Source organism: Arthrobacter sp. yr096 (genome assembly GCF_900108925.1).
Classification (GTDB): Bacteria; Actinomycetota; Actinomycetes; order Actinomycetales; family Micrococcaceae; genus Arthrobacter.
This window is the reverse complement of record NZ_FNYI01000002.1, coordinates 447,126-471,005: the sequence shown is the minus strand read 5'-3', so window position 1 is coordinate 471,005 and position 23,880 is coordinate 447,126. Positions and strand designations below refer to the sequence as shown.

Below are 23,880 nucleotides of genomic sequence, written 5' to 3'. Positions count from 1 at the left end.
TTTAGACTGCACCCATGACGGAAACAGCCCGCATTGCAGATCCAGCCTTCGAAGCCGCATACCAGGCCGCGCAAAAGAGCCTCAGCGAAGGCGGCATCCCCATTGGGGCCGCCTTGGCCCGCGGCGGTGAGGTCATCGCGAGCGGCCACAACGAGCGGGTCCAGCACGGTGACCCCATTGCCCACGGCGAGATGTCGGCGCTGAGGGCTGCCGGGCGGCAAAAAAGCTACCGCGACACCACGCTGTTCACAACCCTGGCGCCATGCGCCATGTGTACCGGAACCATCATTCAGTTCAAGATCCCGCGGGTGGTGGTGGGCGAGGCGGAGACGTTCCCGGGCGAGTTTGACCTCCTGCGGTCACGAGGCGTTGACGTAGTGGTCCTGGACGACCCCCGTTGCGTGGACATGATGCGGACCTTCCAGGACGAACACCCGGAACTGTGGGCCGAGGACATCGCCGAGTAAAGGCGGCAGGAGCTTAGGGAGCGACGGCGGCACCAAGGGCGGGGTGCCGCCGTCGCCGGCTGCGGAGGAGCCGCAGACCAAAGAGCCATCCGACGGCTATTTGGCAGGCTTCCTCGGAGCCGACCGGCGGGAACGGGCCGCCGGAGTTGTTGGGATGAGTTCCTTGACCTGGGCAAGCACTGTGGCGTTGGCGCCCCGGGTGCCCAGATCCTTGGCGAGGGTTTCCACCTCGGACTTTGCCGCCGCGGTGTTGTTCGCCTTGGCGTGCAGTTCGCTGCGCAATTCCACCAGGCCGCGATACGCGAGGTTGCTGCTGGCTCCCGCTCCCTGCTGGTAACCCGCCAAACCGGTATCCGTCAGCGCAAGTGCCCGCTGGGGGTCAGCGCTGTGGTGCTTGACCATTTTGTCGTCCTTGCGGCGGTAAAAGTCATCTCCCACGGACTGCGCGACGGCGGTAGCCGCCTTCACGCCCAAAGGCTCACCACTGAACCGCTCGGCTGCCTCGGTGAGAGTGTCCAGTCCCTTGCTGAGATACGGCGACATGGACCCTTCGAACGCAAGGGTCAGGCCGACTTCCCGGGTGAAGAAGTCCGGAGCGAACCTGTCCTCTTCCTTGGTCACCGGGAAGCCGATGCGCACTGGCAGGGTGTTGGAAGCCTGGACGATCCCGTCCGTGGAATACACGGCCCGGATCAAATACTGGCCGGGCTCATCGAAGGCAAAGCCGCCGGTGCCATAGGCCAACTGGACCAACTGGCTGTACCTGTCACTGCCATCAGTGCCGTCAGCTGCCGGCGACAACGTCACAAGTTCGGGGATGCCATAGAAGCACACCACTGATTGGTGCAGGATCACGGTCCCGTCCGGCTTCTGAACGTACACGGACGTGTTTCCGTACCGGGGATCCAGCCGGCCATCCACCTGAAGCGGCGCGTCGCTGGTGTTGCGCAGCCGGAACTCAAGGGCCACCGGTTCCATGTAGTCGAAGTAGTCCTTGCCAGAGAGCGTCAACTCCAGGTCACTGCCCGGCCCGGACACGGTCATTGCGCCAGGAGGGGACTCGAGATGGCCGCCGGAGGCCCACGGGTCTCCGCCCATGATCACTGCGGCGCGGTCGCCGTGGCGCATGTGGAGGAGTTCGTCGTCGTCGAACCTGAAGCGGAAGTTGCCCCAGAACGTATCGGCGCCGTTGCGCTGATCGTATTTCCAGTCGTAGTTCATCCAGGACAAGGAGTCCGGCCGGGCTTTGTCCCACGCGTGCAGGAAGTTGAAGGCGTGCCCGGCCTCGTGCACCCAGGTATAGAGGAAATGGCGCATGGCCCACGCCTGGTCCTGGGTGGTGGGGTCGGAGACCAGGTTGGTGAACCAGGAGTGGCTGCGGAAGACAGCAAAACCCTGGCGGTCGGGTCCGCGACCTGCACCGCCAAAGCCTGCAGCGGCGTCAAACATGATGCCGCCGACTCCGGCGCTGTCGAAAATGCCTGCCTGAATGCCCCAGAGGTTCCACGCCGGCCAACCTGAAGTGAACTTGCCAAACGAGGTTTCCATGGCGTCGTGGAGTTCGCCCACGTTCCAGGAAGCAAAGCCGGCGGCGCTGTCGTCAATCACCGTGTGCACTGGATCAACAGTGACGGCGATCCCGGCGTCCTTGTACGTAGACTCGATGGAGATGTTCCGGTCCGAAAGGTCGGCCGGGCGGTTGTTGTGTGCGTGGCTGTTGTAGACGGGAACTTTGGGTTCGATGTCCACAGAGGCGCAGTAGTCGAATTCGAAGTTGACGTCGCGGAAACAGTCCGAGCGGTAGGTGCAAGCGTACGGCGGTCCAGCCACACCGCCCACCGCGAACGTGGCCACGGCGCCCGTGATGGCTCCGTGCGACCAGGACACCACGATCTCCACGGTGGTGGCAGGATGCACGCCCTTCCAGAACCGGACAGCACCCGATATGTGGGCGTCGGAGTGGGTAGTGGTGATAACGGGCGCATCCACGATCCACGATTCCACGTACGTTTTCACGAACTGGTTCACGCCCGCCACCTTGACCATGCGCGTGCTGTAGAGGTCACCGCTGACTTTGTTCAGGACCGGTGATTCCACACCCTGACGTGGATCGACATCCAGGCGGAGGTCCAGCGCGCTTCCGATCGGGCCGCTGGTGGCTTGATTCCCTTCATAGCGGCCGCTCAGGGCTGCGGATCGCCAGCAGCGCCACCAGTCCTCAGAGGGCCAGGAAAAGGACGTGGTCTGGGGTGGAAGAGGAAGGGAAGCCGGGTTCCCGGGGGCAGGGATGTAGCGGTTACTGGTACTGGGGACGTTGGGGGTGTCCATGAGGGTGTTCTTTCTCGCTCTGCAAGCAGTCAATATGCGTTCGTCCACGCGCTGTGGCGCATGGACGGCATGACGGTTCAGGGCGGGGCGGGTGCGCGTGGGGATGCTCGAAACGAGTCGGAATGGCCAATGCCCAGAAGCCGTGTGTAACCCACGTTGAGGATACTCCAGCGAATGGATTATATCCAGAGAAATCAAGCGGTTTCTTTTCCTCCAGAGGTCGTGGAGGGCCCGCAGCGTCTGGTCAGCCCTTGCCGCCGGGCGTAGGCTGGCATCATCGGCGCCGGAGCCGAACGACTCCTGCCGAAGGCCCCGCGTCGATGCCCCAAATCGATGAAGGAGGATCCATGAGTGTCGTACGTGAATTCATGACAACCAATGCCCAGTGCATCGAAGAGGACAAGACTCTTCAGGAAGCCGCCATGCTCATGAGGGACCTGGACTGCGGTTCACTCCCCATTTGTGGCCACGACGGCAAGCTCACCGGCTTCATCACAGACCGCGACATCGTGGTCAAGTGTTTGGCCGAAGGCAGGGATGCCCGCGAGGTCCGTGCCAGTGAGCTGGCCACCGGCAAGCCTTACTGGGTGGACGCCGACGCCAACGTTGACGAGGCCGTGACCATGATGGAGGAGCATCAGGTGCGCCGCTTGCCGGTGATCAGCGACCACAAACTGGTAGGGATCATCAGCCAGGGCGATATTGCCCGCAACCACTATGCAGAAGAGCGCCTCGGCGAGATGGTGGAGCACATCTCGGCCAAGGAGCACATGGCCCACTGAGGCCCAAAACCGGCAACCAATCCAGCCGCCGCGAGGCCCTCCCTTAGAGGAAAGCCTCGCGGCCCGTTCCTTCGCGCAACACGAGTTCGCCGTCTTCGATCGAGACGATCAGGCTCTTCGGTTTACCCGCGAGCTTCTTCGTGGCGCTGAGTTTTCTGCTGCTGACCTCCACACCCACCGTGGCGCCCTTGGCCGGCAGTTCCACCGTGATTTCGTCGGCCATTCCCAACAGCATCTTGGTGGAGATGCCACGCTCAGTGACGGCTTCCTTGCCGTTGACGGTCACGGTCACGTCATCGGAAACGAACCCGTCCTGAAGGATGATGAGCAGTTCCTGCATGGTCCAACTACAGCACTAACAGCGCCCCCGGGATAGGCCTTCGCCCTACGTTCCGCTGAAACTGTCGGCCATGTGAGGCAAACTGTCATGGTGACTTCAAATCTCCAACACCAGTCAGCTGACTCTGCCATCCACGCCCAGATCGCCGAAGAACTCGGCGTCAAGGCATGGCAGGTCAAGGCCGCAGTGGAACTGCTCGACGCCGGATCCACCGTCCCCTTCATCGCCCGGTACCGTAAGGAAGTCACCGGGACGCTTGATGACACCCAGCTCCGCGACCTTGAGGAACGCCTCAGGTACCTGCGTGAGTTGGAGGAGCGGAGAAAGTCCGTCCTTGAGGCGATTGCCGCCCAGGGCAAGCTGACCCCGGAACTCGAAGCCGCCGTCGTCGGGGCTGACACCAAAGCGCGACTGGAAGACATTTACCTGCCCTTCAAATCCAAGCGCCGCACCAAGGCCCAGATCGCCCGCGAAGCCGGGCTTGAGCCGCTGGCCGATGTCCTGCTCGCCAACCCGCAACTGGACCCCGCCGCCGAAGCCGCCAAGTACCTCAACGCCGAGCACTCCATCGAGGACGCCACCATGGCGCTCGCAGGGGCGCGTGCCATCCTGGTGGAGCGGGTCGGGCAGGATCCGGATCTCGCGGAGGACTTGCGCGAGCGGCTCTGGAAGCAGGGGCGCATGGTGTCGCGGGTCAAGAAGGGCATGGAAGCCGAGGGCCAGAAGTTCAAGGACTACTTTGAGTTCACCCAGGTGCCGTCAGGAATGCCGTCGCACCGGGTGCTCGCCTTGCTGCGTGGTGAAAAGGACGGCGTCCTTGAGTTGGATCTCGCCGAAGCTGACCCCGCCGACGACGACGCCCTGGCCGCCGCTCGCGGCAAGTACGAGAACGCTGTGGCCGCGTGCCTCGGGGTTGCCAACCAGGGGCGTCCGGCGGATGCGTGGCTGACACAGACTGCCCAGCTGGCGTGGCGCGGCCGCATTCTGGATCGCCTCACCACGGACCTTCGCGGGCGTATGTTCGCTGACGCGGAAGACGAAGCTGTGCGGGTTTTCGCGGCCAATCTCCGTGATGTGCTGCTTGCCGCTCCTGCGGGTAACCGGGCCACGCTCGGCCTGGACCCGGGACTCCGCACGGGCGTGAAGGTGGCGGTTGTGGATGGCACCGGCAAGGTGGTCACCACGGATACCATCTACCCGCACGCACCTGCCAGGAAGTGGGACGAGGCTTTGGCCACGTTGGCTCGTCTGGCCAAGCAGTACAACGTGGAACTCGTCGCCATCGGCAACGGAACGGCCTCCCGCGAGACGGACAAGCTGGCCACGGAGCTCATCAAGTCCCTGGAGGCCGCCGGCTCCAAGGGCATCCAGAAGCTGGTGGTGTCCGAGGCCGGAGCATCCGTGTACTCCGCCTCTGCGCTGGCGGCATCCGAGCTCCCGGGCATGGATGTGTCTCTCCGGGGTGCAGTGTCCATTGCCCGCCGCCTGCAGGATCCGCTGGCCGAGCTCGTGAAGATCGAGCCGAAGTCCATCGGCGTGGGGCAGTACCAGCACGATGTCACCGCAGCGAAGCTGGACCGCTCGCTGGATGCCGTGGTGGAGGACTGCGTGAATGCCGTGGGCGTGGACGTGAACACCGCTTCGCCCGCGCTGCTCAGCCGGGTGGCCGGCGTCGGGCCCCTTCTCAGCGAGAACATCGTGGCTTACAGGAACGAGAATGGGCCGTTCGCCAAACGCAGCGACCTCAAGAAAGTGCCGCGGCTGGGAGCCAAGGCGTTTGAACAGTGCGCAGGCTTCCTCCGGATCACCGGGGGAGCCGAACCCCTGGACGCTTCCAGCGTGCACCCCGAGGCATACTCGGTGGCACGCAAGATCCTGGTCGCCGCCAGCGGTGGGCCTGCCACCGCCTTGGATCCGCAGGCCTTCGTGGACGGCACTTTCGGGTTGCCCACCGTCAAGGACATCATGTCGGAGCTGGAGAAACCCGGCCGCGACCCCCGCCCGGCGTTCAAAGCGGCATCGTTCTCCGAAGGCATCGAGAAGATCTCCGACCTCAAGCCCGGCATGATCCTGGAAGGCACGGTCACCAACGTGGCCGCATTCGGAGCGTTCGTTGACGTCGGAGTACACCAGGACGGTCTGGTCCACGTCTCTGCCCTGTCCAACAAGTTCGTTTCGGACCCGCGGGAAATCGTGAAGTCCGGTCAGGTGGTCCGGGTCAAAGTGCTTGAAGCGGACCCTGAGCGCAAGCGCATCTCGTTGACGTTGAGGCTCGACGACGAACCCGGCACCGCGGGTGGCCGCGGCCCGGGCGGTCGTACTTCAGGTGGCCGGGACTCGGGTGGCCGGCAAGGTCAGCGCGGTGGAGAGCGTTCCGGGCAGCCGGGGCAGGGCGCTCCACGGCAAGGTCAAGGGGATCGCCGCCAGGGTGGCGCGCGGCAAGGCAAGCCCCAGCAAGCTCCGGTGGCCCCCGCCAACACGGCCATGGCCGAGGCATTGCGCAGGGCCGGACTCGGCAAGTAGCTCCTATAAGCCCGCGGTCCTGGCTTCCCACGCCACTGCATCCGATGGTTGCAGTGCTGTGGGAAGCCAGCGGCCGATGCGTTGGAAGGCTTCACGCCGGATGGGTTCTGGTGACAGGAAAATGTCATGGAACGCATTCGGCAGCCGGCTCACTGTGACGGTGTCCGCCAAGGACAGCGAGCGGTGGGCCACGGCATCAACGTTCAGTGCGACGTCGGCAGTGAGTGCGTCCGCCGACCACTTCGGCTGCAGGTAGCTTTTGTCCGAAAGCAGCACCAGCACTGGAACCTCGATTCCCAGCCCGGCGGCCACGGTGGCTTGGCCCCGGAACACCGCGTCAAGGAACGCCGGAGTGATCGGGAAACCCCTGTCGGGCCGCCACTCGAGGTTGTATTCCCATTCGCCATCCAGCGCCGCGGAGACGGCACGGGTGTAGATGCCCGGGTCCACTGGTGGCAGGGGCGCCAGCGGATGGAGCCTTGCGTGGAGTCCAACCAGGGGCGCAATGGCCCGCCTGCCAAGTTCAGTTGCTTGGAATTCCAGCCAGGGGCTGTTGAGGATCAGGGCCGAGGCAATGCCTGGATGACGATGTGCCCACAGGCTCAGGGTGAGTCCGCCGGTTGAGTGGCCCAGCAGAATGAGCGGCCGCCCGGCGGAATCTCCTGTGCGGCCCATGGCTTCCAGGGCTGCTGCGATGTCGGCGTCGTAGTCGGAGAGGTTGGTGACCAGGCCCGGGACCAACCCGGGACGCAGGCTGCGGCCGTAGTTGTGCAGGTCCAGTGCGAAAAAGCGGGCACCGGTACGGTGCCAGAACTCAGCCAGATGGCGTTGGAAGAAATAGTCGGACCAGCCATGTACGTAGAGGACGTCCGCGTTGAGGCGTTCACCTTCCGGAGCCTCCAGCCATTGCGGGCCGGTGCCTAGGTAACGCACCAAGGTGGCGGCAGCACCGTCGTCGAGGTTTAGCGTTTGCTGTTCAAAGCCCTCGCCAAGAATGTCCGGAGTCCATGGCTGCGTCATGAAGTCGATCGTAGCGGCTGGCCGGCGTCCGGCTCTTTTTCCTTCTGCCAGGGCCAGCGGCCGGTGATTTCCAGCTCCAGGGAGAAGCTGAGGAACGTCCGGATCAGCACGATGATGGCCAGGACGCCAACGCTTTCAAAGGTGGGGGTGACCGCGACGGTCCGGATGATGTCGGCGGCCACCAGGAGCTCCAGGCCCAGAAGGATGGACCGTCCCAACAGTTGGCGGTAGGAGCGGTAAGGGGAGAACGGCGCCAGGCCGCTGGCACGTTTGGGCTGGTATCCCCGCAGGGCCAACGGTAGGGAAACCAAGGCACCGATCACCATGACAGCCACACCGGCGGCGTCCATGTACCGGCCCACTTCTTCGATGATGTGTTGGAAATCCATGGCCCTCCCTGCGTAGCTGCGTGCCCTTACCGTCTCACAGAGCGAGGGCACCACGCAGCAAGGTGTGGCCGACCCAGAGGCCGGCCACACCTGCTTGAAGTCAGCGCGGGAGATCAGGGCTTGGCGCCCACGGCCTCCCAGGCCTTGGTTTTGAGTTCGGCGCGCCCCTTGCGTGCCACGATCGCTTCCTCCTGGCTGACGGCAACAAACCTGGTGACCGTGCCGGGGGCCGCGCGGGCAACCAAGTCCATGTCGGCGCTGATGACCGTTGCCACCATGGCGTAGCCGCCGCCGGAAACGGCATCGCGGTGCAGGATGATGGGCTGCGTTCCGCCGGGAATCTGGATGGAGCCCACAGCGTAGCCGGCATCGACGATGTTGGAAGGATCGGAGCCGGCACCGAATGGCTGCTCGCGCTCCTTCCATTCCACGCCCGGCCCCGAGTACCGGAGGCCCATCCGATCGGCCACGGGAGTGACTTTCCATTCGCCGTTCAGGAGGTTGGCCTTTCCGGTGTCCGTGAGTCTGTGGTCGTAGAGGCCCAGCACAATCCGAACCGTTTGTTCCTTGGCGAACGTCGGCCGGAAAGGCTCCGGCATCACTTCGAGGGCCGGAAGATCACCGTCTGGCGCTCCCACCGGCACCACGTCCCCGGCTTCCAGCTTCCTGCCGTTGAGCCCGCCGATGCCGCCAAGGGTGTAGGTGGACCGGCTCCCCAGAACTTCGGGGACGTCGATCCCGCCCCGGACCGCTATGTAGTAGCGCGTGCCGCCCTGGATAACTCCGAAGCTCAGCTCGTCACCGGCGCTGAGCTGCAGGCGTGTCCACTGGGGCTGGGTTTCACCATTGACCTTGACCTCCACAGGGGCACCTGTGATCGCCACGATGGCATCGGCGTCCGACACCAGGACAGGACCAAGGTAGGTGCATTCCAGGACGGCATCCGTGGCCGGGTTACCCACCAAGGCGTTCCCGAGTTCGGCCGAGTACTGGTCCATGGAGCCGCTTTGCGGGATGCCCACGTTGTAATAGCCCACGCGGCCCTGGTCCTGGACGGTGGTGGCCAGGCCGGGATTCTTGATCTCAAATGCCATTGAGTGCCTCCATGAGTTCCTGGTTGTAGGCCCGCGGATCGGACAGGGCCTTGGATGCGTCGAAGGTCACGGGGACTTGGCGGTAGCGGTAGGTTCCGTCCTCAACCTGAGCCTGGATGGCGTTGTACTCGTCTTCGGTGACCGGTTTGAACTTGACGATGTCGCCGGGGCGGAAGAACACCATGAAGTCCTCGAAGTCCGCCAGTGACTGCGCGGGATCGTAGATCGGGGCTGCCGCGACGCCGAACATCTGGTACCCGCCGGCGCCCCGGACGGAGTAAATGGCTGCGAAGCATCCACCGTGACCCACTGTCAGCTTTGGCGTGTCCGTACGCGGGCTAAGGTACTTGGGCACCTGCAGTTGTTTCTCCCGCTCCACCAATTGGAAGAGGAACGGCAGCCCGGCCACGAAGCCCACCATGGACACAAGCCACGGTTGTTCGTGGTGGCGGCGGATGAACTCGGCGGCATCCTGCAGGCCGTTGACCTTTGCGGCGTAGTCGAGGTCCGTGCCGTCCGGTTCTTGGTGGAAGCCTTCACGGAATCGCTGGGCTACCTCCGCCGTGAAGGGGTCGTCGTACCAGACGGGGACTTCGATGATCCGAGTTTCCAGCGACTGTTCGTCGTGGTTCTGCAGCTCGAGTTCGATGTTCCGAACAGAAGATTCAAGGCTCGACGGCGGCAGCACGTCAGGATTGAACCGCACCAGCAATGAGGCGTTGGCAGGGCAAATATCGACGACGCCGGCCAAGGCCGCGTCCGACAATTTCCGGGCGATGGACATGACTTTGAAGTTGGCCGCCAGGCTCATGGATTCGTCCACTTCGACGAACAGGAACTCGTCGCCGCCCCACGTGTAGCGGGCTTCCTTCAGGACAGGGCTTGGGGTGGTCATTTCGCCTCCAACAGCTCGGGAGCGGACTCGATGAACTTGGAATGATGGGTGACTGCGGCGAACTCGGGACGGGCCAGCAGCATTTTGTGCACCGGGACAGTGGTTTTGACGCCTTCAATGTGCACGTGATCCAAAGCGTCCAGGGTGGCCGCGATGGCGGCGTCACGATCGGCAGCGTGGACTATCAATTTGGCGAGCATGGAGTCGTAGTAGGGGCTCACCACGGATCCGGTGTCCACACCGGTATCCATCCGGATTCCGTCGCCGGTGGGCCATTCGATGGAATTCAGGCGTCCGGGACTCGGGAAGAAGTTGTTGCCCGGGTCTTCGGCGTTGATCCGGCACTCAATGGCGTGCCCCGTGAACGTGATGTCCTCCTGCGTCAGGGACATGGAACCGGTGCCGGCGATGAGCAGCTGCTCCCGGACAAGGTCCACTCCGGTGATCTGTTCGGTGATGGGGTGCTCCACCTGGATGCGGGTGTTCATCTCGATGAAGGCGGCCTCGTGGTTCCGGGGGTCGTAGAGGAACTCCACCGTGCCCGCTCCTTGGTAGCCACACTGTCTGGCAAGTTCCACGGAGGACTGCCGGATGGTCTCCCGCACGGAATCGGGGAGGTCTGGTGCGGGAGCTTCTTCAATGACTTTCTGGGAGCGCCGCTGCATGGAGCAGTCGCGGTCTCCCAGGTGGATGAAGTTGGTGCCGTCGCCCAGAACCTGGACTTCCACGTGGCGTGCGTGCTCAACAAAACGTTCCAAGTACACGGTGGGGTCGCCAAACACGGACGCTGCCTCGCCGCGGGCCATGTCGATGGTTTCCAGCAGCTCTTCTTCACTGTTGACGAACCGGATGCCACGGCCCCCGCCGCCTGCGGATGCTTTGACCACCAGGGGGTAACCGATACCGGCAGCGATGGCTACGGCGTCCGCTTCCGGATCCAGGGGACCGTCGGAACCGCGCAGTACGGGAACTCCGGCTTTGTGGGCGGACTCGCGTGCCAGTGATTTGTTGCCCATCATGTCGATGGCGTCAGCATCGGGTCCCACCCAGATAAGTCCTGCGTCCGCTACTTTGCGGGCAAAGGAAGAGTTCTCGGAGAGAAAGCCGTATCCGGGGTGGACAGCGTCGCAGCCGGTGTCCAGCGCCGCGGCAATGATCGCGTCTTGATTGAGGTAGCTGGCAGGGGCTGGGGCGGGGCCAACCACAACGAATTCGTCGGCGGTTCGTGCGGCCAGGGAGGTGGAATCGGGTTCGCTGACAATAACCACGGTGCTGATCCCCATGTCCCGTGCCGTCCTGATGATCCGTACAGCGATCTCGCCGCGGTTGGCGATGAGCAGCTTCTTCATGATGGTCGCCTATCCTTCGCGTACGACGACGATGGGGTCGCCCGGGTTGACCATGTCGCCCTCGGCTACCTCGAACGATTCGAGGACGCCCGCGACGTCGGACTGGATTTCGGTGAATTGCTTCATGATTTCCACGATGCCCAGGGTCTGTCCGACCTCGATCGTGTCGCCTTCATTGGCGAACGGCGGCTTGCCCGGGCCGGGCTTGCGGTAAAAGATGCCGGGGAGTGGGGAGACGATGGTTCCCATAGGGGTGTTCTCGCTTTCAGGGGGTGGGGGATCGTGAAAAACAGGAAAATCAGCGGGCATCGAGGACGGCTCGGACAGCCGATGCCACCGCAACGGAATTGGGTGCGTCCGAGTGGACGCAGATGCTGCCGAAGGTGATGTCCAATTTGGTGCCGTCAACGGCCAGGACGGGACCGCCGTCGAGCGCTTTTTGTACGCGGTTGGCTGCTGCCTCCGGGTTGGTGGGCTCGGGGCGGCGCTGAATCAACAGTTCACCGGCCGGACCGTAGTTGAGGTCCACGTACAACTCGGGGATGAACTTCACGCCCATGGCCCTGCACACGGACTCATGCGCCGTCCCTGCGAGGCCGAAGAACGGGACGCCGAACAGCTTGGCAGTGCCTGCAGCCGCGGCCATGAGTTCCTCGTCGCCGGACAGCATCCCGTACAGGGCGCCATGCGGTTTGATGTGGTTCAGGGCCAGGCCATGCTTGGCCAGGAAGGCAGTCAGTGCGCCGGTTTGGTACAGGATGATGGACTCGACTTCTTCCGGACGCAGCACCATGCGGCGGCGGCCGAAGCCCACGGGATCAGGCAGGCCGGGGTGGGCGCCAACGGCCACTCCGTGTTCGGCGGCAAGCTCCACGGTCCGGTTCATGACATCGGGATCGCCGGCGTGGTAGCCGCAGGCAACGTTGGCCACATCAATGATGCGCATTAGCTGCTCGTCATTGCCGAATTCGTGAAGGCCCACGCCTTCGCCCATGTCCGAGTTCAACAGCACGGCCTTCGCGGAGCTGGAAGCAGGAGTGCTGGACGCAGGAGTGCTTGAAGCAGAGGTGCTGGACGCAGAGGTGTTGGGGGTCACATTCGTTTGCATGGGGGCAACGCTATCCAAGCGCGGCACGCATAGTAATTGTGCAGGCTGCTGAATATGGTGATGCGGATTATGATGTCTGCACTATCAGGCGACCATCTGCCTGCAGCTCGTGGAGGCCCAAATGCGTATTTCGGACTTGGTGGATGACCCTGACCTGAAGATTTCCCTGCGGGTGCCCGGAAGTCCTGGCCGATTGGCGAGGCCCATCACCTGGTGCGCCCCCACAGAACACATGGACCCCACGCCGTTCCTCAGCGTCAATGCCCTGGTGCTGACCAACGGCATGGGCCTCAATGTGAAGGACTACCGGATTTGGGAAGCATACGTGGAGCGGCTCCTGGCCGTGCCGGTCTCGGGGCTGGTGTTCGGGTTGGGCGCTGCGCACAGCGAACTTCCTGCCGGCCTGGTGGAAGCCTGCGAAGCGCACGGCCTTCCCCTGTTGGAGCTGCCACCCGAGGTTCCGTTTGTGTTGGTCATGCGCCACGTGGAGCACGTCATCGCCACCGACCGTTATGAGGAGCTGCGGTCCGGCTGGGAACTGGCGGACGAGTGCACCCGGCTCGCCGCCGAGGGGCGCTCGCTGGCCACCGTCCTGGAGCGCGTTGCCACGTTCGTTCACGCACGGGTGACTTTGGTGGACGACGTCGGCTTCGAACTTATCGGGGCAGGAGACGCCGCCGGAGGTACTGCGCGAACAACCCTGCGCATCCCCAGCGGCGAATCGCAGCGTTTCCGGCTCATGATCGAGGGCATCAAAAGCACGGTGGTGCTGCAGCCCATCCTGGGTCCCGTAGCCGCTGTCATTGCCATGCAACTCAGCTACACCCTGGGTTCCCGTTCGCCGCTGCACTCCCGTGAGGCCGCACGGTTCATGGAAGCGCTCTACGAGGATCGCGGCATCACGCCCGCGCAGCTGAAACGCTTGGCCGTGGACACTGGATTTGCCCCCGAGGAGAACTGGGGTTCGGTGCTGATCGGCGCTTCCAAGGACATTCCGCGGTTGAAACTCCGTGCCATTGCGTGGCGGGCCAGGGTGGGGTTGGAGGCGAACTTCGGCATCGTCAGATTCATGGAGGAGAAGGGCCTCACCACCTTGTTGGTGCAGCAAAAGCGGGGAACGTCCGGCTTGTTGGACATGGTCCGGGACTTCTTCAAGGATGCTCCGGAACTGGCTGTGGTGGTCACCGAGTCCAGCACCCTGAACGAACTGCCTCTGGCGTTGAGCCTCGCCAGGCGTCATGTGGGCAGACCCGGCGTCCGGACGGCTCCGCTCGCCGACCTGACCGGAATTGTGCAAGGGCTCCCGAGCGCGGGGTTGGTGGCCATGTCGCAACGCCTGTTGGCACCCTTGGAGTCCGAAGGCGGCACCGCACTGCGGGAGACACTCGACTCGTACTTGAGGCACAGCGGCAGTTCCAGGGAGATCTGCGATGAACTCTTCATCCACAGGAACACGCTGACGTATCGGATGCGGAAGATCGAGGATGCCTTGGGTCTGGACCTGTCCGACGGCGAAGTCCGCGCCACGTGCCTGCTCGCCCTGAGTATCGTTGCGGCGCACGCCTGAGGTAAATGTGCAATCTGCATAAACCGAGGGTGTTCTTTTAGGCGACGGCCCGATACCGACTTGTGCGCTGCGTCACTAACGTCAGTTCACGGGCCATGTTGCCCGCCAGCTATGGAACCGCTCCCCAAGAGGTTTCATCACGGCGGCAGGAATCCGGGCCCACTCCGTTCGCCTGAACCCTAGGGGTTACTTTGTCCTACGCAAATTACGTCATGCCCGAAGCACGCCGTGCTCCGCGCTGGTCCCTGACCATGGCATGGTGGGCCTTGTTCTCGGCCATGTTCTGGATCTACGTGGCTGTGGCTTCCGCCAATGCAGTTGGCACCGTCAACACCATCATCGGCATGATCCTGACCATCGCCAGCTACGGCATCATCAACCTGGTCCTCTCCCGCTACGCCGCCCGGACGGGGCTCACCGTCGAACTCCTCTCCCGGACCCTTTTCGGAATCGTCGGATCCGCGCTCGCATCGTTGATTTTCGCGGCCACGGCCATCTACTACGCCGTGTTCGAAGGTTCCATCATCGCGGTGGCGTTCCAGAAATTCTTCGGCGGCGAAATCACCATGTGGTACGCGATCGTGGTGATCTACGCCCTGCCGCTGGTGGCCGGTGGAGTGCAGAACTGGCTCGATCGCCTCAATGGCTGGTTGCTGCCCCTGTACTTCGCAGGGCTGGTGGCAGTGGTGGTCGCGGCAACTGCTATCCGAGGCTTCCCGGTCAGCTTCCCCGAAGGCGTCGCCGACGGTCCCATCCCGGGCTGGCTGACCTCCTACCTCATTTATATGGGCGTGTGGATCATGATGATGTACACGTTTGACTACGCACGGATGGCCCGTAAGAAGGACGAGAAATTCCATGGCCGGATCACCTTTGGCTGGGTTTTCTATGCCTTCACTTTCGGCGTCAACGGCTTGGTGGGCATCTACATCATGAGTGCCTGGGGACTGGCGGGCACAGAGACAGGGGTGGTGGACGCGTTCATCTCCTCGCTGGGAATCTTCGGCGTGCTGGTGATCTTTATCTCGCAAACCCGTATCAACACTGCAAACTACTACTTGGCTTCATCCAACCTGGACGCCTTCGCCACCAGGGTGTTCCGTTTGGCGTTGCCCCGTTGGGTCTGGGTCATCGTAGCTGGAGCCATTGCCTACCTGCTGATGCTGACCAACGTGCTTTCTTATCTGCTCAAGGCGCTGGCCTGGCAAGGCGTCTTTGTCACAGCCTGGGTTGCCATCGCCTTGGTCTACATCGCGTTGAACCGCAAGAACGTCAACGAGGTACCGGAGATCCGGCGCGACCGCCTGAGGGCCTTCAGCCCGGGGACGGTGGCCTGGCTGCTGGCGTCAGGGACGGGCATCCTGCTCACCGAGCAGACGGCTGTCCCGGTACTGGCCCAACTTGCGCCCCTGATCACAGTGGCCCTGGCAGCCGGCGGCTATTTTGTGGCCTACAGGCTGCAGAAACCGCCTGCCATGGACATCTCGGAGGACGTCCACGTGGATGAGGAACAACTCGTCTAGGCGGCTCTTCCCTTAGACAACAGACACAACAGACAACTACGGCGGCAGCTGGGTTCCGTAATTACGTAACCCGGCTGCCGCCGTCGTGCGTTGGTAAAAGGTGCCGCTACTGCGCAGGCGCCGGGACTGGGAAGAACACGCGGGGATCTTGCAGGAGCGCCGGGTAGTCGAAGTCGGAGCGCTTGATCACGTTGGTGACCTCGAAGTTGCGGGCGAAGCGGCCATCCACGGTGATGGGACGGCCCTGGATGAGGCCGACTGCGAACGTCTTGCCGTCGTCGAACGGAATGGCGAGCTCAGTCTTGCCGGGCAGGGTGCTGAACGCCTGCTCCTGGGCTTGGCGTTTGCGGGTGGGCTTCTTCTCCCGCTGCACCACTGGGCGCTTCTTTGGCCCGCCCACCTGGCGACGCGACTTTTCCTCGGCGTACACAAACTGGTACTCGTCCGGATCTGCAACCGCGGCTTTGGCCTTGCCGTGCGGCGGCATGCTGACAACGGTGAGCTGCTCCGGGCGCTGGTCCTCAACGTTGGCGCGCAGGATCAACAGGGCGTCGTCCTCAGGATCTTCCGGGTGGAACTCGTGCTTGGGCTCCGGCCAGATGTACTCAAGCTTCTCTTCGGTGCCCGGGAAAAGCTGCGTGTAGAACTTGGGGTCCTTGCCGATCAACTTGGAACGGTGGCTGAGGTGCAGGTCCTCGTGTCCGAGCCACGGCGGCATGATGATCCGGGACGCGTAGTCCGGGTGTGCGGCCTGCGGGGCGAACTCCGCGATGTTGTCCCGGGTGTTGTCCGGGTGGCCGCGTTTCATCCACTCATCAGCCATGGCAAGGCCGTACATGGTGAGCGCTGGTACGTGGCCCATCCACATGCGAACGGCCGGGTGCTGCTGCCAACCGTACTCCGGGATCACCAGCGCGCGGAGGACCTGGAGTGCTTCGACGCGCTGTTTGCCGAGCCTTGAAGTGTCGAGCGCCGCGGCGCTCTCACGGAAATCGGCGAAAGGGAGGAAAGTCTGCATCCTTTCAGTTTGAGGGTGCCGGGCTTGAGAACCAAGTTGAGTGCTCCGGGACACGTGCCGCCGTTCGGGCCTAGAGTTGTCGGGTGGAAACTTTTGGCGAGAAAACTATTGCCCCGGCGCCCCCGGTTGCCGAACTGCACCTGCACATCGAAGGGACTCTCCAGCCAGAGCTGATCTTTGCCCTGGCCGAACGGAACGGCATCGAGTTGCCGTATGAAGACATTGAAGAACTCCGGGAAAAGTACGAGTTCTCTGACCTGCAATCCTTCCTGGATCTCTACTACGCCAACATGGCCGTACTGCAGACCGAGCAGGACTTCACTGACATGACGCGTGCCTACCTGAAGCGGGCCGCCGCCGGGGGAGTGCGCCACGCGGAAATCATGATGGACCCCCAAGCCCACGTCTCCCGCGGCGTGGCACTGGAAACCTGCGTGAATGGAGTTGCCGCAGCCCTTGCTACGTCCGAGGAAGACTTCGGTGTGTCCACCCTCCTCATTGCTGCGTTCCTGAGGGACATGTCTGAGGAATCCGCGCTTGAGGTACTGGACCAGCTCCTTGCCATGAAGGCACCGATTGCGGGCATCGGGCTGGATTCGGCAGAGGTGGGTAATCCGCCGTCGAAATTTGAGCGCCTGTACCAGCGCGCGGGCGAGGCCGGGCTGCGTCGGATCGCGCACGCCGGCGAAGAAGGACCGGCGTCTTACATCATCGAGGCACTGGACATCCTGCACGTGGAGCGGATCGATCACGGCATCCGCTGCATGGAAAACACGGACGTCGTGCAGCGTTTGGTGGCTGAACAGGTGCCGCTCACTGTCTGTCCCTTGTCGAATGTCCGGCTCCGTGCCGTGGATACGCTGGCCGAGCATCCGCTGCCCGAGATGCTCGCCATCGGCCTGAACGTCTGCGTGAACTCCGACGACCCCGCGTATTTCGGTGGCTATGTGGACGACAACTTTGAGCAGTTGGTCAAGGTCCTGGAATTCTCGGTGCCGGAGCAGGCCACCTTGGCCGCCAATTCCATTCGGTCATCGTTCGCCAGCGACGCCCGGAAATCGGTGTTGCTGGATGAAGTCACGGAGTGGGTTAAAGCCTCGGTGCCACACACCTAGAGCACGGCAGCCGAGACCCGTAGATCACTTGCGGCGCTTGGGATGTCACACTCGGTCACGACACACGGTGTTTACCAATTGCAGTCGCGGGAATTAACAATTCATTGGCAAACTGCAAGGGAGTATCCACCGTTGAAGGAGAAGCATGGGCGCGAACACCGCCGAGAACACCAACCTTCGTCTGAAGGCCGTACTGGACATCCTCGCTGAAGGCGTGTGGTCCGAGGCAACGCTGAACGCCGGCGAGGTACTGGCCGAAGCGATTGTCCGCGTACCTTTCAATGACCATGAGGCTGAACTTCTCAGTGGCGGCATCCCGCGCGGCCACAAGACCCTGACGTCGGCATCGGCCAAGCTGGTCAAGGCCGGCTGGTTGGTCAAGGGCCGTTCGGGCTGGACCATTCCGGAGGACGGGCTGCGCGCGACGGTCGCCTTCCCGGACGCAGCAACGTTCGGATCAGCGCTCGACGCCGGAACTCCGGTCCCGGCCGATGTTCCCGTTCCGACTGCCCCGCCAGCCAAGCCCCAGGCCAAGAAGGCAGCGGCGACCAAGCGGGCCGTCACCAAGAAGGCTGCTGCGGCCCCAAAGGTCGCTGCCACTGACGTGGCGGAGCCGAAGGTTGCCGCGGCCAAGGTCTCTGCGCCGAAGGCCGCCGCTGCCAAGGTCGCTGCTCCGAAGGCCACCGCGAAGAAGGCCACCACCCGCAAGGCGCCGGCCACGGTCAAGGCGGCATCCGACGTCGAGACGTTGCCGCAGCCGGATGCCGTGGCAATCGCCGGTGATTTCAACAAGATCCTGGGCGCTCCCGAGGACTGGGCGCCCCAGTACGACGAAGCCCAAATGACGTACAACCCTCTGGTCCAGGTGTGGACACTCACGGCGGAACTCCCCGCCGGGTTCTACACCTACAAAATCGCGCTGAACCGCTCGTGGGACGAGAACTACGGTGCGTTCGGCGCCCGTGATGGTGCCAACCACGAGTTGAACCATGACGGCGGCCCGGTGACCATCACGTACAGTCACCAGACCCGGGACATCGTCATCGGCTAGCCCGTCTTAAGGTGGTTCCATGACTGACGTAACCGTTCGGCTCGCAGCCCGCATTACGGGCGTGGTCCAAGGTGTGGGTTTCCGCTACCGGACAGCCCTGAAAGCCGGCGAGCTCCTGCTGAAGGGGACGGTCCGGAACCATCGTGATGGCTCTGTGGAACTGGTGGCCGAAGGAACGGCGGCTGACGTCGACCAGCTGGTGAAGTGGCTCCACTCGCCGCGGGCACCTGGCCGCATCGAGAATGTCGACTTCCAGGTCTCGGAGGCCACAGGGGAGTTCGATGGTTTTCGGATCGTGGACTAGGAGCCGCCAGGCTCCGGGGACACAGTCTCGAGGCCGGAGCCAGGTGCATCTGGGGAAAATATATAGACTGGTCTATTGTTTTCTTCATGTCTTCTTCGTACCCCAAAGGACTCGCGACCCGGCAGCGGTTGATCGATTCCATGCTCGCCCTCATCCAGCTTCACGGCTATCACGGAACGGGGCTCAACACAGTGCTGTCCCGGTCAGGCGCTCCCAAGGGTTCGCTCTATTTCCATTTCCCGGAGGGGAAGACCGGGCTCGGCGCTGCAGCGGTGGGGTTGGCCGGCGATCAGCTCGGCCAACTGATCAGCGAGGCGACCACGTCCGCCTCTTCGCCTGCGGACGTCGTGGACGCCCTTATTACCGGCCTCAAGGACATCCTCGAAGCCAGCGAGTATCAGGCAGGATGTCCAGTCTCATCCGTAGCCCTGGATGCCGGCTCTGAGAACGAGCAACTGAGAGAAGCGTGCAGCCGCGTCTATCACGCATGGATCCAGGCAGTGTCCGGATACCTGTCCACCTTCGGGCTCCAGGAGGAGCGGTCGCAACCTTTGGCGACCTCCATGATTTGCCTGGTGGAGGGCTCGCTCATTCTGTCCCGTGCCCACAAGTCCACCCGGCCCCTGGACGCAGCTGCCGGCACGCTCAAAACGCTGCTGGCGGCTCACGTGGGCGCAGGCGCATGAGCTCCCGCCATGCTTTGGTGTTCGGGGCCACGGGACACATAGGGCAGTGGCTGGTCCGCGAGCTCTTGCAACAGGGCGTCACCGTCTCAGTTGCGGTGCGCACCGAACATTCTTTCCGCCGGTTGGCTGATTGGCTGTCACGGCATGACGCCAAGGGATCCGCAAGGCCGGTACTCGTGGACTTCAACCTGGCCCACCTGGGCCTCGATCCGGCGTCGGGCGATTTCCCGTCCGTCACTGAAGTGCACAACGTGGCTGGCGCCTTCGCCTTTGGCATGACTGCCGCGGATGCCTATTCCGCGAATGTGGCCAGCGCCGAAAGCGTGGTTCGTTTCGCCGCAAAGTTGCCAGCACTGACCAGGTTGGTACATCTGTCCGGATATCGGGTGGGTGGCCAGGACCCGGCCGACGTGCCGTGGGATGCAGCGCGCCGTGCCAAGGAGTACAAACGCCTGGGCGCCTATGAGGGATCCAAGGTGGAGTCTGACGCCGTCGTGCAGGCGGCGGCGCTTTCCCTGGGCGTCCCCTTCACCATGGTCAATCCGGCCACGGTGATAGGAGACTCAGTCAACGGCGAATCACGCCAGGTACTGGGCCTTGCCACCAGCATTATGGATCTCTTCCGTGGAAAGCTGCCCGCCCTGCCGGGGAATAACCGCACTTTTGTTCCAGTGGTCACGGTGGACTATGTGGCTGCCTTCATGGCACTGGTCCCCATCAGTCCCGCATCGAAGAATGCCTCTTATTGGGTACTCGATGACGCCACACCGCCGTTGCCGGAGCTGCTGAGGATGCTCGGGAAGCACTTGAATGTCCGGGTACCGTGGCTGAAGATCCCCAGCGGTCTGCTGAAGAGGCTCCCACCCAAACTCACCGGCGCGGATCCGGAGACGTTGTCCTTCCTCTCGGAGGACCGGTATCCCACCGCGGCCGCACTCGCCTTGGCGGAGGGACACGGATTGCACTATCCGTCCGTGGAGACTGCCTTGAGGCGCTGGGCGGACTATTTGGTGGCGGCGGACGTCGCTGCGTCGGGTACTCGCGTCGCTTCGATGTAGTGCTCCAGCGACTTCAACGCAGGCTGAGACGAAGCATCCCGCACGGCGTCTGCGCCCACAGCATTGGCAACGGCCAGCGCATGCGTGTAGTCAAGCCCGTCTTGGAGTGCCAGAACCAAAGCGGCGCAGAAGGCATCACCGGCCCCGATGGTATTGGCAATGTCAGTAACGCGAACGGCTGGGGCCTCGGCGACGCGTTCGCCATCCACGAAGATGGCCGAGCCATCGCCGCCGTAGGTTACAGCTACCAGCGGCGCATGGCGCAGGGCAGGGATGAGCTCGTATTCGGTTTCATTCACGATGACCAGATCGCAGCGGTCCAGCAGCTCCGGAAGGATCGGTGCGGCAGGAGCAGCGTTCAGCGCAAAGAATCCCTTGGTCCGACGGGCGGCCTCCAACACCACGGCCTGATCCACCTCAAGTTGGCAGAGCACGGCCTCGTCGTCGCGGAAGGTAGTTCCGCCCAGGTCAACTGAACCATTGGCGCCCGGGCACACCACGATCTGGTTCTCACCGTCACTGTCCACCAGCACCAACGCGGTGCCGGTGGCGGCGTCCAGCGTTGCGATGTCCTGGACATCGACGCCGGCGTCAGCCATGGCGCTCATCAGCGTCCGTCCGGCATCGTCCTGGCCCACGGCCCCCACCATGCGGGAGCTGCCTCCGAGCCGGGCCGCAGCGACTGCCTGGTTGGCGCCCTTTCCTCCGGGCTGTTGGCGAAGGACTGCTCCGCCGACGGTCTCACCCGGCGAGGGGAGCCGGCTGGCCGTGGCCGTGATGTCGAGGTTGATGCTGCCCACAACCGTGAGCGTGGACGGCACAGTGGGCGCAGAAGACTGAACGGAAGTACTCATGGAAGAACCTTTTCGGGAGGAATCAGGAGGATTGGATGACTGACAGGTGGCCTGCCTTGGCGGCCACGAGGCACTTGGCCAGATAGAACGGCGAGCCGCTCCGGCGGACGTACTGGGTGAGGACCAGCACGGGATCAGAAGGGCGGAGCCCCAGCAACTTTGCGCGGCTGGGCCCGGCGGTACTCAGGCTGATCTGGCATTCACCGGGTCCAAGTGATGAGCCGGGAAGGCCGCTGAGGACTTCCAGGAGTGTTGACGCGGAAAGCGTGGGAGCCTCTGCAGCCTCGGCAAGGGCTTCAGCTTCAGGGATTGCCTGCGAGACGTTCTCCTGGAGATGCGCCACAGGCTCGCCGTTCCTGATGAGCACACTCTCCCAGAACCAGACGTCCTCTTCGGGCTGTACGCCGATGCCCGGCGCCACAAATTCGGAGGCCGGCTGCTTGATGGCAGCTACCCGTTTGACCTGGATGTCCTGCTCCTGGCCACCCAGAAGCTGATCGAACGGCCGGATGTGTTCAATGCCGATGCGGGGCAACGAATCGGCCACAAAGCGCCCAACTCCGCGGCGTGCCCGGGTGAGGCCGTCTTCTTCCAGCAGCATCAGCGCTTCCCGGATCACGGTGCGGCTGACGTCCATCATGGTGCCCAGCTCGGTCTCCGTGGGGAGCAAAGAGCCCGGCGGCAGGATCTTGGTCCGGATCGCTTCGGCGATGCGGGAATAGGCCGCGACGCGCAGGGGCTGCCCTGGCTGGGTGGCAATGGGTCGGGACAGGAACTGGACGGCGTTGTCGGTCAAGGGTGCCTCACTTGAGATGGGTTACGGACACTGTACCGGAAGACTGTGACAGGTTGCACAAGCTCGTAATACATGCTTGTATAACAACTCACATCTCGTGGCGCCGCCCCGCGCCCTCGGACAAAGGAGTTTGATGTGAACATCCCCGCCACCACAGGCACGCAGACGGCAGACCCGCAGGCCGCAGCCTCAGCGGACCCCAACACAGCCACGGACCAGGGCCGTTTCCAAGGCAAAGCCGCGGCACTGCTGATCACCACGCTGGTGCTCGCCGTACTTGCCTTCCAGCTCAACGCCAGCATGATCACGCCTGCACTCCCACACATCGGCTCCTTCTTCGGTGAGACACCGGAAGCAGTTGCCCAGGTGCAGTCGATGTTCTTCCTGGCCGGCGCAATTTCCGGTCCCGTCATCGGGCGCTGGAGCGACTTCATCGGCCGCCGCAACGCACTTCTCCTGGTTCTGGCGATCATGGGTGCCGGTACTGTGCTCTGCATCTTCGCGCCCAGCCTGCCTTTGCTGGTGGCCGGCCGCTTCATGCAGGGTGTTTCGAGCGCCATCTTTGCGCTCTCCTACATCGTTCTCAACGAGTACCTGCCGGCCCGGCTCTTCGGTACGTCCATCGGCATCATCGCGGCCATCAACGGCGGCGTTGGCGGCGTGGACGGCTACTTCGGCGGACTCATGGCCGAGACCCTGGGCTTCCAGTCGATTTTCGTCGCTGTGCTGGTGCTGGCTGTCATCGCGGCAATCTGCGTCATCAAAGTTGTTCCGGGTGGTAAGTCCTCTGTGGCTCCCGGCCGGATGGACTGGTGGGGTGCTGGCTCGCTGTCGGTGTTCCTGGTGTTCATCACGTACTTCGTCTCCACGGGTTCCTCGGCCGGCTGGACCTCGCCTGCCGCCCTTGGCCTGCTGGCCGGCAGCATCGCATCTTTCACGGCCTTCTGGCTCATCGAGAAAAAGCGTGAAACGCCGCTGGTTGCAGTGCACCATCTCCGTTCACGCCAGGTGTGGCCGGTCATCGCAACAACCGTGCTGACGCTCGCAGGCATCTTCGCCATCATTAACTTCACCGTGGTTCTGCTGAGCCAGGACAAGGACAACGGCTTCGGCCTGACCGCGTCTGTTGCAGCGCTGCTGTTCCTCACCCCTGCTGCCCTCATTGGCGTATTCGCTGCTCCGCTCGCCGGCTGGATCGCCGATCGTCGCGGCTGGATCAAAACCGTTCGCGTAGGCACCGCCACCAGCCTGGCCTGCGCGATCGTGGCCGCACTGTTTGTCCACAACCAGATCGCAGTCCTCATCGCCATCGCCGCCCTGGGTATCTTCTACAACGGCTTCTTCCTCACCGCCATCAACGGCCTGTCCGTCCTGCTCTCGCCCAAGGAAGCGCCTGCCGCTTTGCCGGGCATCAACGGTGCCTCCTTCGGCATCGGAGCGAGCCTCGGCGTCGTGATTGTTGCGCCGTTCGCCGGCCTGGGCACCGCAGCGGGCTACTCGACGGCCCTCTGGATTTCGGTGTCCATTACCGCCTTGGCCTTCATTGTGAGCCTGTTCATCGCGGCTCCCAAGGGCGAAAAGATCTAACGCACGACGCCGGAACGCGGCTTCGC

The 23,880-nt window shown here is 63.4% G+C and carries 23 protein-coding genes; 11 read left to right on the top strand and 12 right to left on the bottom strand.

Going from position 1 to position 23,880, the window contains the following annotated elements; all coding sequences use genetic code 11:
• The first annotated feature begins 14 nt into the window (after positions 1-14).
• Complete coding sequence (locus tag BMY91_RS06920; RefSeq protein ID WP_090820252.1) at positions 15-467, top strand: nucleoside deaminase; 453 nt, start codon at positions 15-17, stop codon at positions 465-467.
• Positions 468-563: 96 nt separating this feature from the next.
• Here the strand turns inward: BMY91_RS06920 and BMY91_RS06915 are convergent, their stop codons facing one another.
• On the bottom strand, positions 564-2,795 hold the full coding sequence (locus tag BMY91_RS06915; protein ID WP_090820250.1) for a hypothetical protein: 2,232 nt from the start codon (positions 2,793-2,795) through the stop codon (positions 564-566).
• Positions 2,796-3,142: 347 nt separating this feature from the next.
• On the opposite strand from BMY91_RS06915, the gene BMY91_RS06910 reads away from it, so the two are divergent.
• Positions 3,143-3,577, top strand: coding sequence for a CBS domain-containing protein (locus BMY91_RS06910; RefSeq protein ID WP_090820248.1), 435 nt, complete (start codon positions 3,143-3,145; stop codon positions 3,575-3,577).
• Between the two features lie 43 nt (positions 3,578-3,620).
• On the opposite strand, the gene BMY91_RS06905 is transcribed toward BMY91_RS06910, so the two are convergent.
• Positions 3,621-3,917, bottom strand: coding sequence for a hypothetical protein (locus BMY91_RS06905; RefSeq protein ID WP_090820247.1), 297 nt, complete (start codon positions 3,915-3,917; stop codon positions 3,621-3,623).
• A gap of 87 nt (positions 3,918-4,004) precedes the next feature.
• Between BMY91_RS06905 and BMY91_RS06900 the strand changes: the two genes are divergently transcribed.
• A complete protein-coding gene (locus BMY91_RS06900) occupies positions 4,005-6,440 on the top strand; it encodes a Tex family protein (RefSeq protein ID WP_090820244.1) in 2,436 nt (811 codons plus the stop codon).
• Positions 6,441-6,443: 3 nt separating this feature from the next.
• Here BMY91_RS06900 and BMY91_RS06895 read toward each other — a convergent pair whose 3' ends face one another.
• From BMY91_RS06895 to pxpA, 7 genes are all read right to left on the bottom strand, one after another.
• Positions 6,444-7,460 carry an alpha/beta hydrolase gene (locus BMY91_RS06895; RefSeq protein WP_090820243.1) on the bottom strand — a complete coding sequence of 339 codons (1,017 nt, stop codon included), beginning with the start codon at positions 7,458-7,460 and terminating at the stop codon, positions 6,444-6,446.
• Positions 7,457-7,849 (bottom strand): DUF1622 domain-containing protein, encoded by a 393-nt coding sequence (locus BMY91_RS06890; protein WP_090820241.1) that lies wholly within the window; start codon positions 7,847-7,849, stop codon positions 7,457-7,459. Before BMY91_RS06890 ends, BMY91_RS06895 begins: the two co-directional genes overlap by 4 nt.
• Before the next feature lie 113 nt (positions 7,850-7,962).
• Positions 7,963-8,943, bottom strand: a complete 981-nt coding sequence (locus BMY91_RS06885; RefSeq protein ID WP_090820239.1) for a 5-oxoprolinase subunit C family protein — start codon at positions 8,941-8,943, stop codon at positions 7,963-7,965.
• Positions 8,933-9,838 (bottom strand): 5-oxoprolinase subunit B family protein, encoded by a 906-nt coding sequence (locus BMY91_RS06880; RefSeq protein WP_090820237.1) that lies wholly within the window; start codon positions 9,836-9,838, stop codon positions 8,933-8,935. The genes BMY91_RS06885 and BMY91_RS06880 overlap by 11 nt, the downstream gene beginning before the upstream one ends.
• Positions 9,835-11,187 (bottom strand): acetyl-CoA carboxylase biotin carboxylase subunit, encoded by a 1,353-nt coding sequence (locus BMY91_RS06875; RefSeq protein WP_090820236.1) that lies wholly within the window; start codon positions 11,185-11,187, stop codon positions 9,835-9,837. The genes BMY91_RS06880 and BMY91_RS06875 overlap by 4 nt, the downstream gene beginning before the upstream one ends.
• 9 nt (positions 11,188-11,196) lie before the next feature.
• Positions 11,197-11,436, bottom strand: a complete 240-nt coding sequence (locus BMY91_RS06870) for an acetyl-CoA carboxylase (protein WP_090820234.1) — start codon at positions 11,434-11,436, stop codon at positions 11,197-11,199.
• A 49-nt stretch (positions 11,437-11,485) separates the two neighbouring features.
• Positions 11,486-12,295, bottom strand: a complete 810-nt coding sequence (pxpA, locus tag BMY91_RS06865) for a 5-oxoprolinase subunit PxpA (protein ID WP_090820232.1) — start codon at positions 12,293-12,295, stop codon at positions 11,486-11,488.
• A gap of 121 nt (positions 12,296-12,416) precedes the next feature.
• Between pxpA and BMY91_RS06860 the strand changes: the two genes are divergently transcribed.
• Together BMY91_RS06860 and BMY91_RS06855 are read left to right on the top strand one after the other, a co-directional pair.
• Positions 12,417-13,862 (top strand): PucR family transcriptional regulator, encoded by a 1,446-nt coding sequence (locus BMY91_RS06860; RefSeq protein WP_090820230.1) that lies wholly within the window; start codon positions 12,417-12,419, stop codon positions 13,860-13,862.
• Positions 13,863-14,053: 191 nt separating this feature from the next.
• Positions 14,054-15,385, top strand: coding sequence for a purine-cytosine permease family protein (locus tag BMY91_RS06855; protein ID WP_256212623.1), 1,332 nt, complete (start codon positions 14,054-14,056; stop codon positions 15,383-15,385).
• A 106-nt stretch (positions 15,386-15,491) separates the two neighbouring features.
• Here the strand turns inward: BMY91_RS06855 and BMY91_RS06850 are convergent, their stop codons facing one another.
• Complete coding sequence (locus BMY91_RS06850) at positions 15,492-16,403, bottom strand: MSMEG_6728 family protein (RefSeq protein ID WP_090820228.1); 912 nt, start codon at positions 16,401-16,403, stop codon at positions 15,492-15,494.
• Positions 16,404-16,486: 83 nt separating this feature from the next.
• On the opposite strand from BMY91_RS06850, the gene BMY91_RS06845 reads away from it, so the two are divergent.
• The 5 genes from BMY91_RS06845 (at position 16,487) to BMY91_RS06825 (ending at position 20,617) form a co-directional block, all read left to right on the top strand.
• A complete protein-coding gene (locus tag BMY91_RS06845) occupies positions 16,487-17,518 on the top strand; it encodes an adenosine deaminase (protein WP_090820226.1) in 1,032 nt (343 codons plus the stop codon).
• Between the two features lie 145 nt (positions 17,519-17,663).
• Positions 17,664-18,569 carry a pullulanase X25 domain-containing protein gene (locus tag BMY91_RS06840; protein ID WP_090820224.1) on the top strand — a complete coding sequence of 302 codons (906 nt, stop codon included), beginning with the start codon at positions 17,664-17,666 and terminating at the stop codon, positions 18,567-18,569.
• A 19-nt stretch (positions 18,570-18,588) separates the two neighbouring features.
• Positions 18,589-18,873 carry an acylphosphatase gene (locus tag BMY91_RS06835; RefSeq protein ID WP_090820222.1) on the top strand — a complete coding sequence of 95 codons (285 nt, stop codon included), beginning with the start codon at positions 18,589-18,591 and terminating at the stop codon, positions 18,871-18,873.
• Between the two features lie 86 nt (positions 18,874-18,959).
• On the top strand, positions 18,960-19,559 hold the full coding sequence (locus tag BMY91_RS06830; RefSeq protein WP_090820220.1) for a TetR/AcrR family transcriptional regulator: 600 nt from the start codon (positions 18,960-18,962) through the stop codon (positions 19,557-19,559).
• Positions 19,556-20,617: an SDR family oxidoreductase gene (locus BMY91_RS06825; RefSeq protein ID WP_090820218.1), complete on the top strand. Its 1,062-nt coding sequence runs from the start codon at positions 19,556-19,558 to the stop codon at positions 20,615-20,617. Before BMY91_RS06830 ends, BMY91_RS06825 begins: the two co-directional genes overlap by 4 nt.
• Here BMY91_RS06825 and BMY91_RS06820 read toward each other — a convergent pair.
• A complete protein-coding gene (locus tag BMY91_RS06820) occupies positions 20,563-21,471 on the bottom strand; it encodes a ribokinase (RefSeq protein WP_090820216.1) in 909 nt (302 codons plus the stop codon). The genes BMY91_RS06825 and BMY91_RS06820 overlap by 55 nt on opposite strands.
• A gap of 22 nt (positions 21,472-21,493) precedes the next feature.
• Positions 21,494-22,267, bottom strand: a complete 774-nt coding sequence (locus tag BMY91_RS06815; RefSeq protein ID WP_090820214.1) for a GntR family transcriptional regulator — start codon at positions 22,265-22,267, stop codon at positions 21,494-21,496.
• A gap of 135 nt (positions 22,268-22,402) precedes the next feature.
• Here BMY91_RS06815 and BMY91_RS06810 point away from each other — a divergent pair, with 135 nt between their 5' ends.
• On the top strand, positions 22,403-23,854 hold the full coding sequence (locus BMY91_RS06810; RefSeq protein ID WP_090820212.1) for an MFS transporter: 1,452 nt from the start codon (positions 22,403-22,405) through the stop codon (positions 23,852-23,854).
• Positions 23,855-23,880: the final 26 nt, after the last annotated feature.

Bases quoted from the DNA above. Each gene is read 5' to 3' on its own strand.
- BMY91_RS06890 (WP_090820241.1), bottom strand. From the start codon at position 7,849: ATGGATTTCCAACACATCATCGAAGAAGTGGGCCGGTACATGGACGCC.
- BMY91_RS06870 (WP_090820234.1), bottom strand. From the start codon at position 11,436: ATGGGAACCATCGTCTCCCCACTCCCCGGCATCTTTTACCGCAAGCCC.
- BMY91_RS06875 (WP_090820236.1), bottom strand. From the start codon at position 11,187: ATGAAGAAGCTGCTCATCGCCAACCGCGGCGAGATCGCTGTACGGATC.
- BMY91_RS06840 (WP_090820224.1), top strand. From the start codon at position 17,664: ATGGGCGCGAACACCGCCGAGAACACCAACCTTCGTCTGAAGGCCGTA.
- BMY91_RS06910 (WP_090820248.1), top strand. From the start codon at position 3,143: ATGAGTGTCGTACGTGAATTCATGACAACCAATGCCCAGTGCATCGAA.
- BMY91_RS06830 (WP_090820220.1), top strand. From the start codon at position 18,960: ATGTCTTCTTCGTACCCCAAAGGACTCGCGACCCGGCAGCGGTTGATC.
- BMY91_RS06850 (WP_090820228.1), bottom strand. From the start codon at position 16,403: ATGCAGACTTTCCTCCCTTTCGCCGATTTCCGTGAGAGCGCCGCGGCG.
- BMY91_RS06885 (WP_090820239.1), bottom strand. From the start codon at position 8,943: ATGGCATTTGAGATCAAGAATCCCGGCCTGGCCACCACCGTCCAGGAC.
- BMY91_RS06880 (WP_090820237.1), bottom strand. From the start codon at position 9,838: ATGACCACCCCAAGCCCTGTCCTGAAGGAAGCCCGCTACACGTGGGGC.
- BMY91_RS06895 (WP_090820243.1), bottom strand. From the start codon at position 7,460: ATGACGCAGCCATGGACTCCGGACATTCTTGGCGAGGGCTTTGAACAG.
- BMY91_RS06920 (WP_090820252.1), top strand. From the start codon at position 15: ATGACGGAAACAGCCCGCATTGCAGATCCAGCCTTCGAAGCCGCATAC.
- BMY91_RS06860 (WP_090820230.1), top strand. From the start codon at position 12,417: ATGCGTATTTCGGACTTGGTGGATGACCCTGACCTGAAGATTTCCCTG.
- BMY91_RS06820 (WP_090820216.1), bottom strand. From the start codon at position 21,471: ATGAGTACTTCCGTTCAGTCTTCTGCGCCCACTGTGCCGTCCACGCTC.
- BMY91_RS06835 (WP_090820222.1), top strand. From the start codon at position 18,589: ATGACTGACGTAACCGTTCGGCTCGCAGCCCGCATTACGGGCGTGGTC.
- BMY91_RS06915 (WP_090820250.1), bottom strand. From the start codon at position 2,795: ATGGACACCCCCAACGTCCCCAGTACCAGTAACCGCTACATCCCTGCC.
- BMY91_RS06825 (WP_090820218.1), top strand. From the start codon at position 19,556: ATGAGCTCCCGCCATGCTTTGGTGTTCGGGGCCACGGGACACATAGGG.
- BMY91_RS06900 (WP_090820244.1), top strand. From the start codon at position 4,005: ATGGTGACTTCAAATCTCCAACACCAGTCAGCTGACTCTGCCATCCAC.
- pxpA (WP_090820232.1), bottom strand. From the start codon at position 12,295: ATGCAAACGAATGTGACCCCCAACACCTCTGCGTCCAGCACCTCTGCT.
- BMY91_RS06905 (WP_090820247.1), bottom strand. From the start codon at position 3,917: ATGCAGGAACTGCTCATCATCCTTCAGGACGGGTTCGTTTCCGATGAC.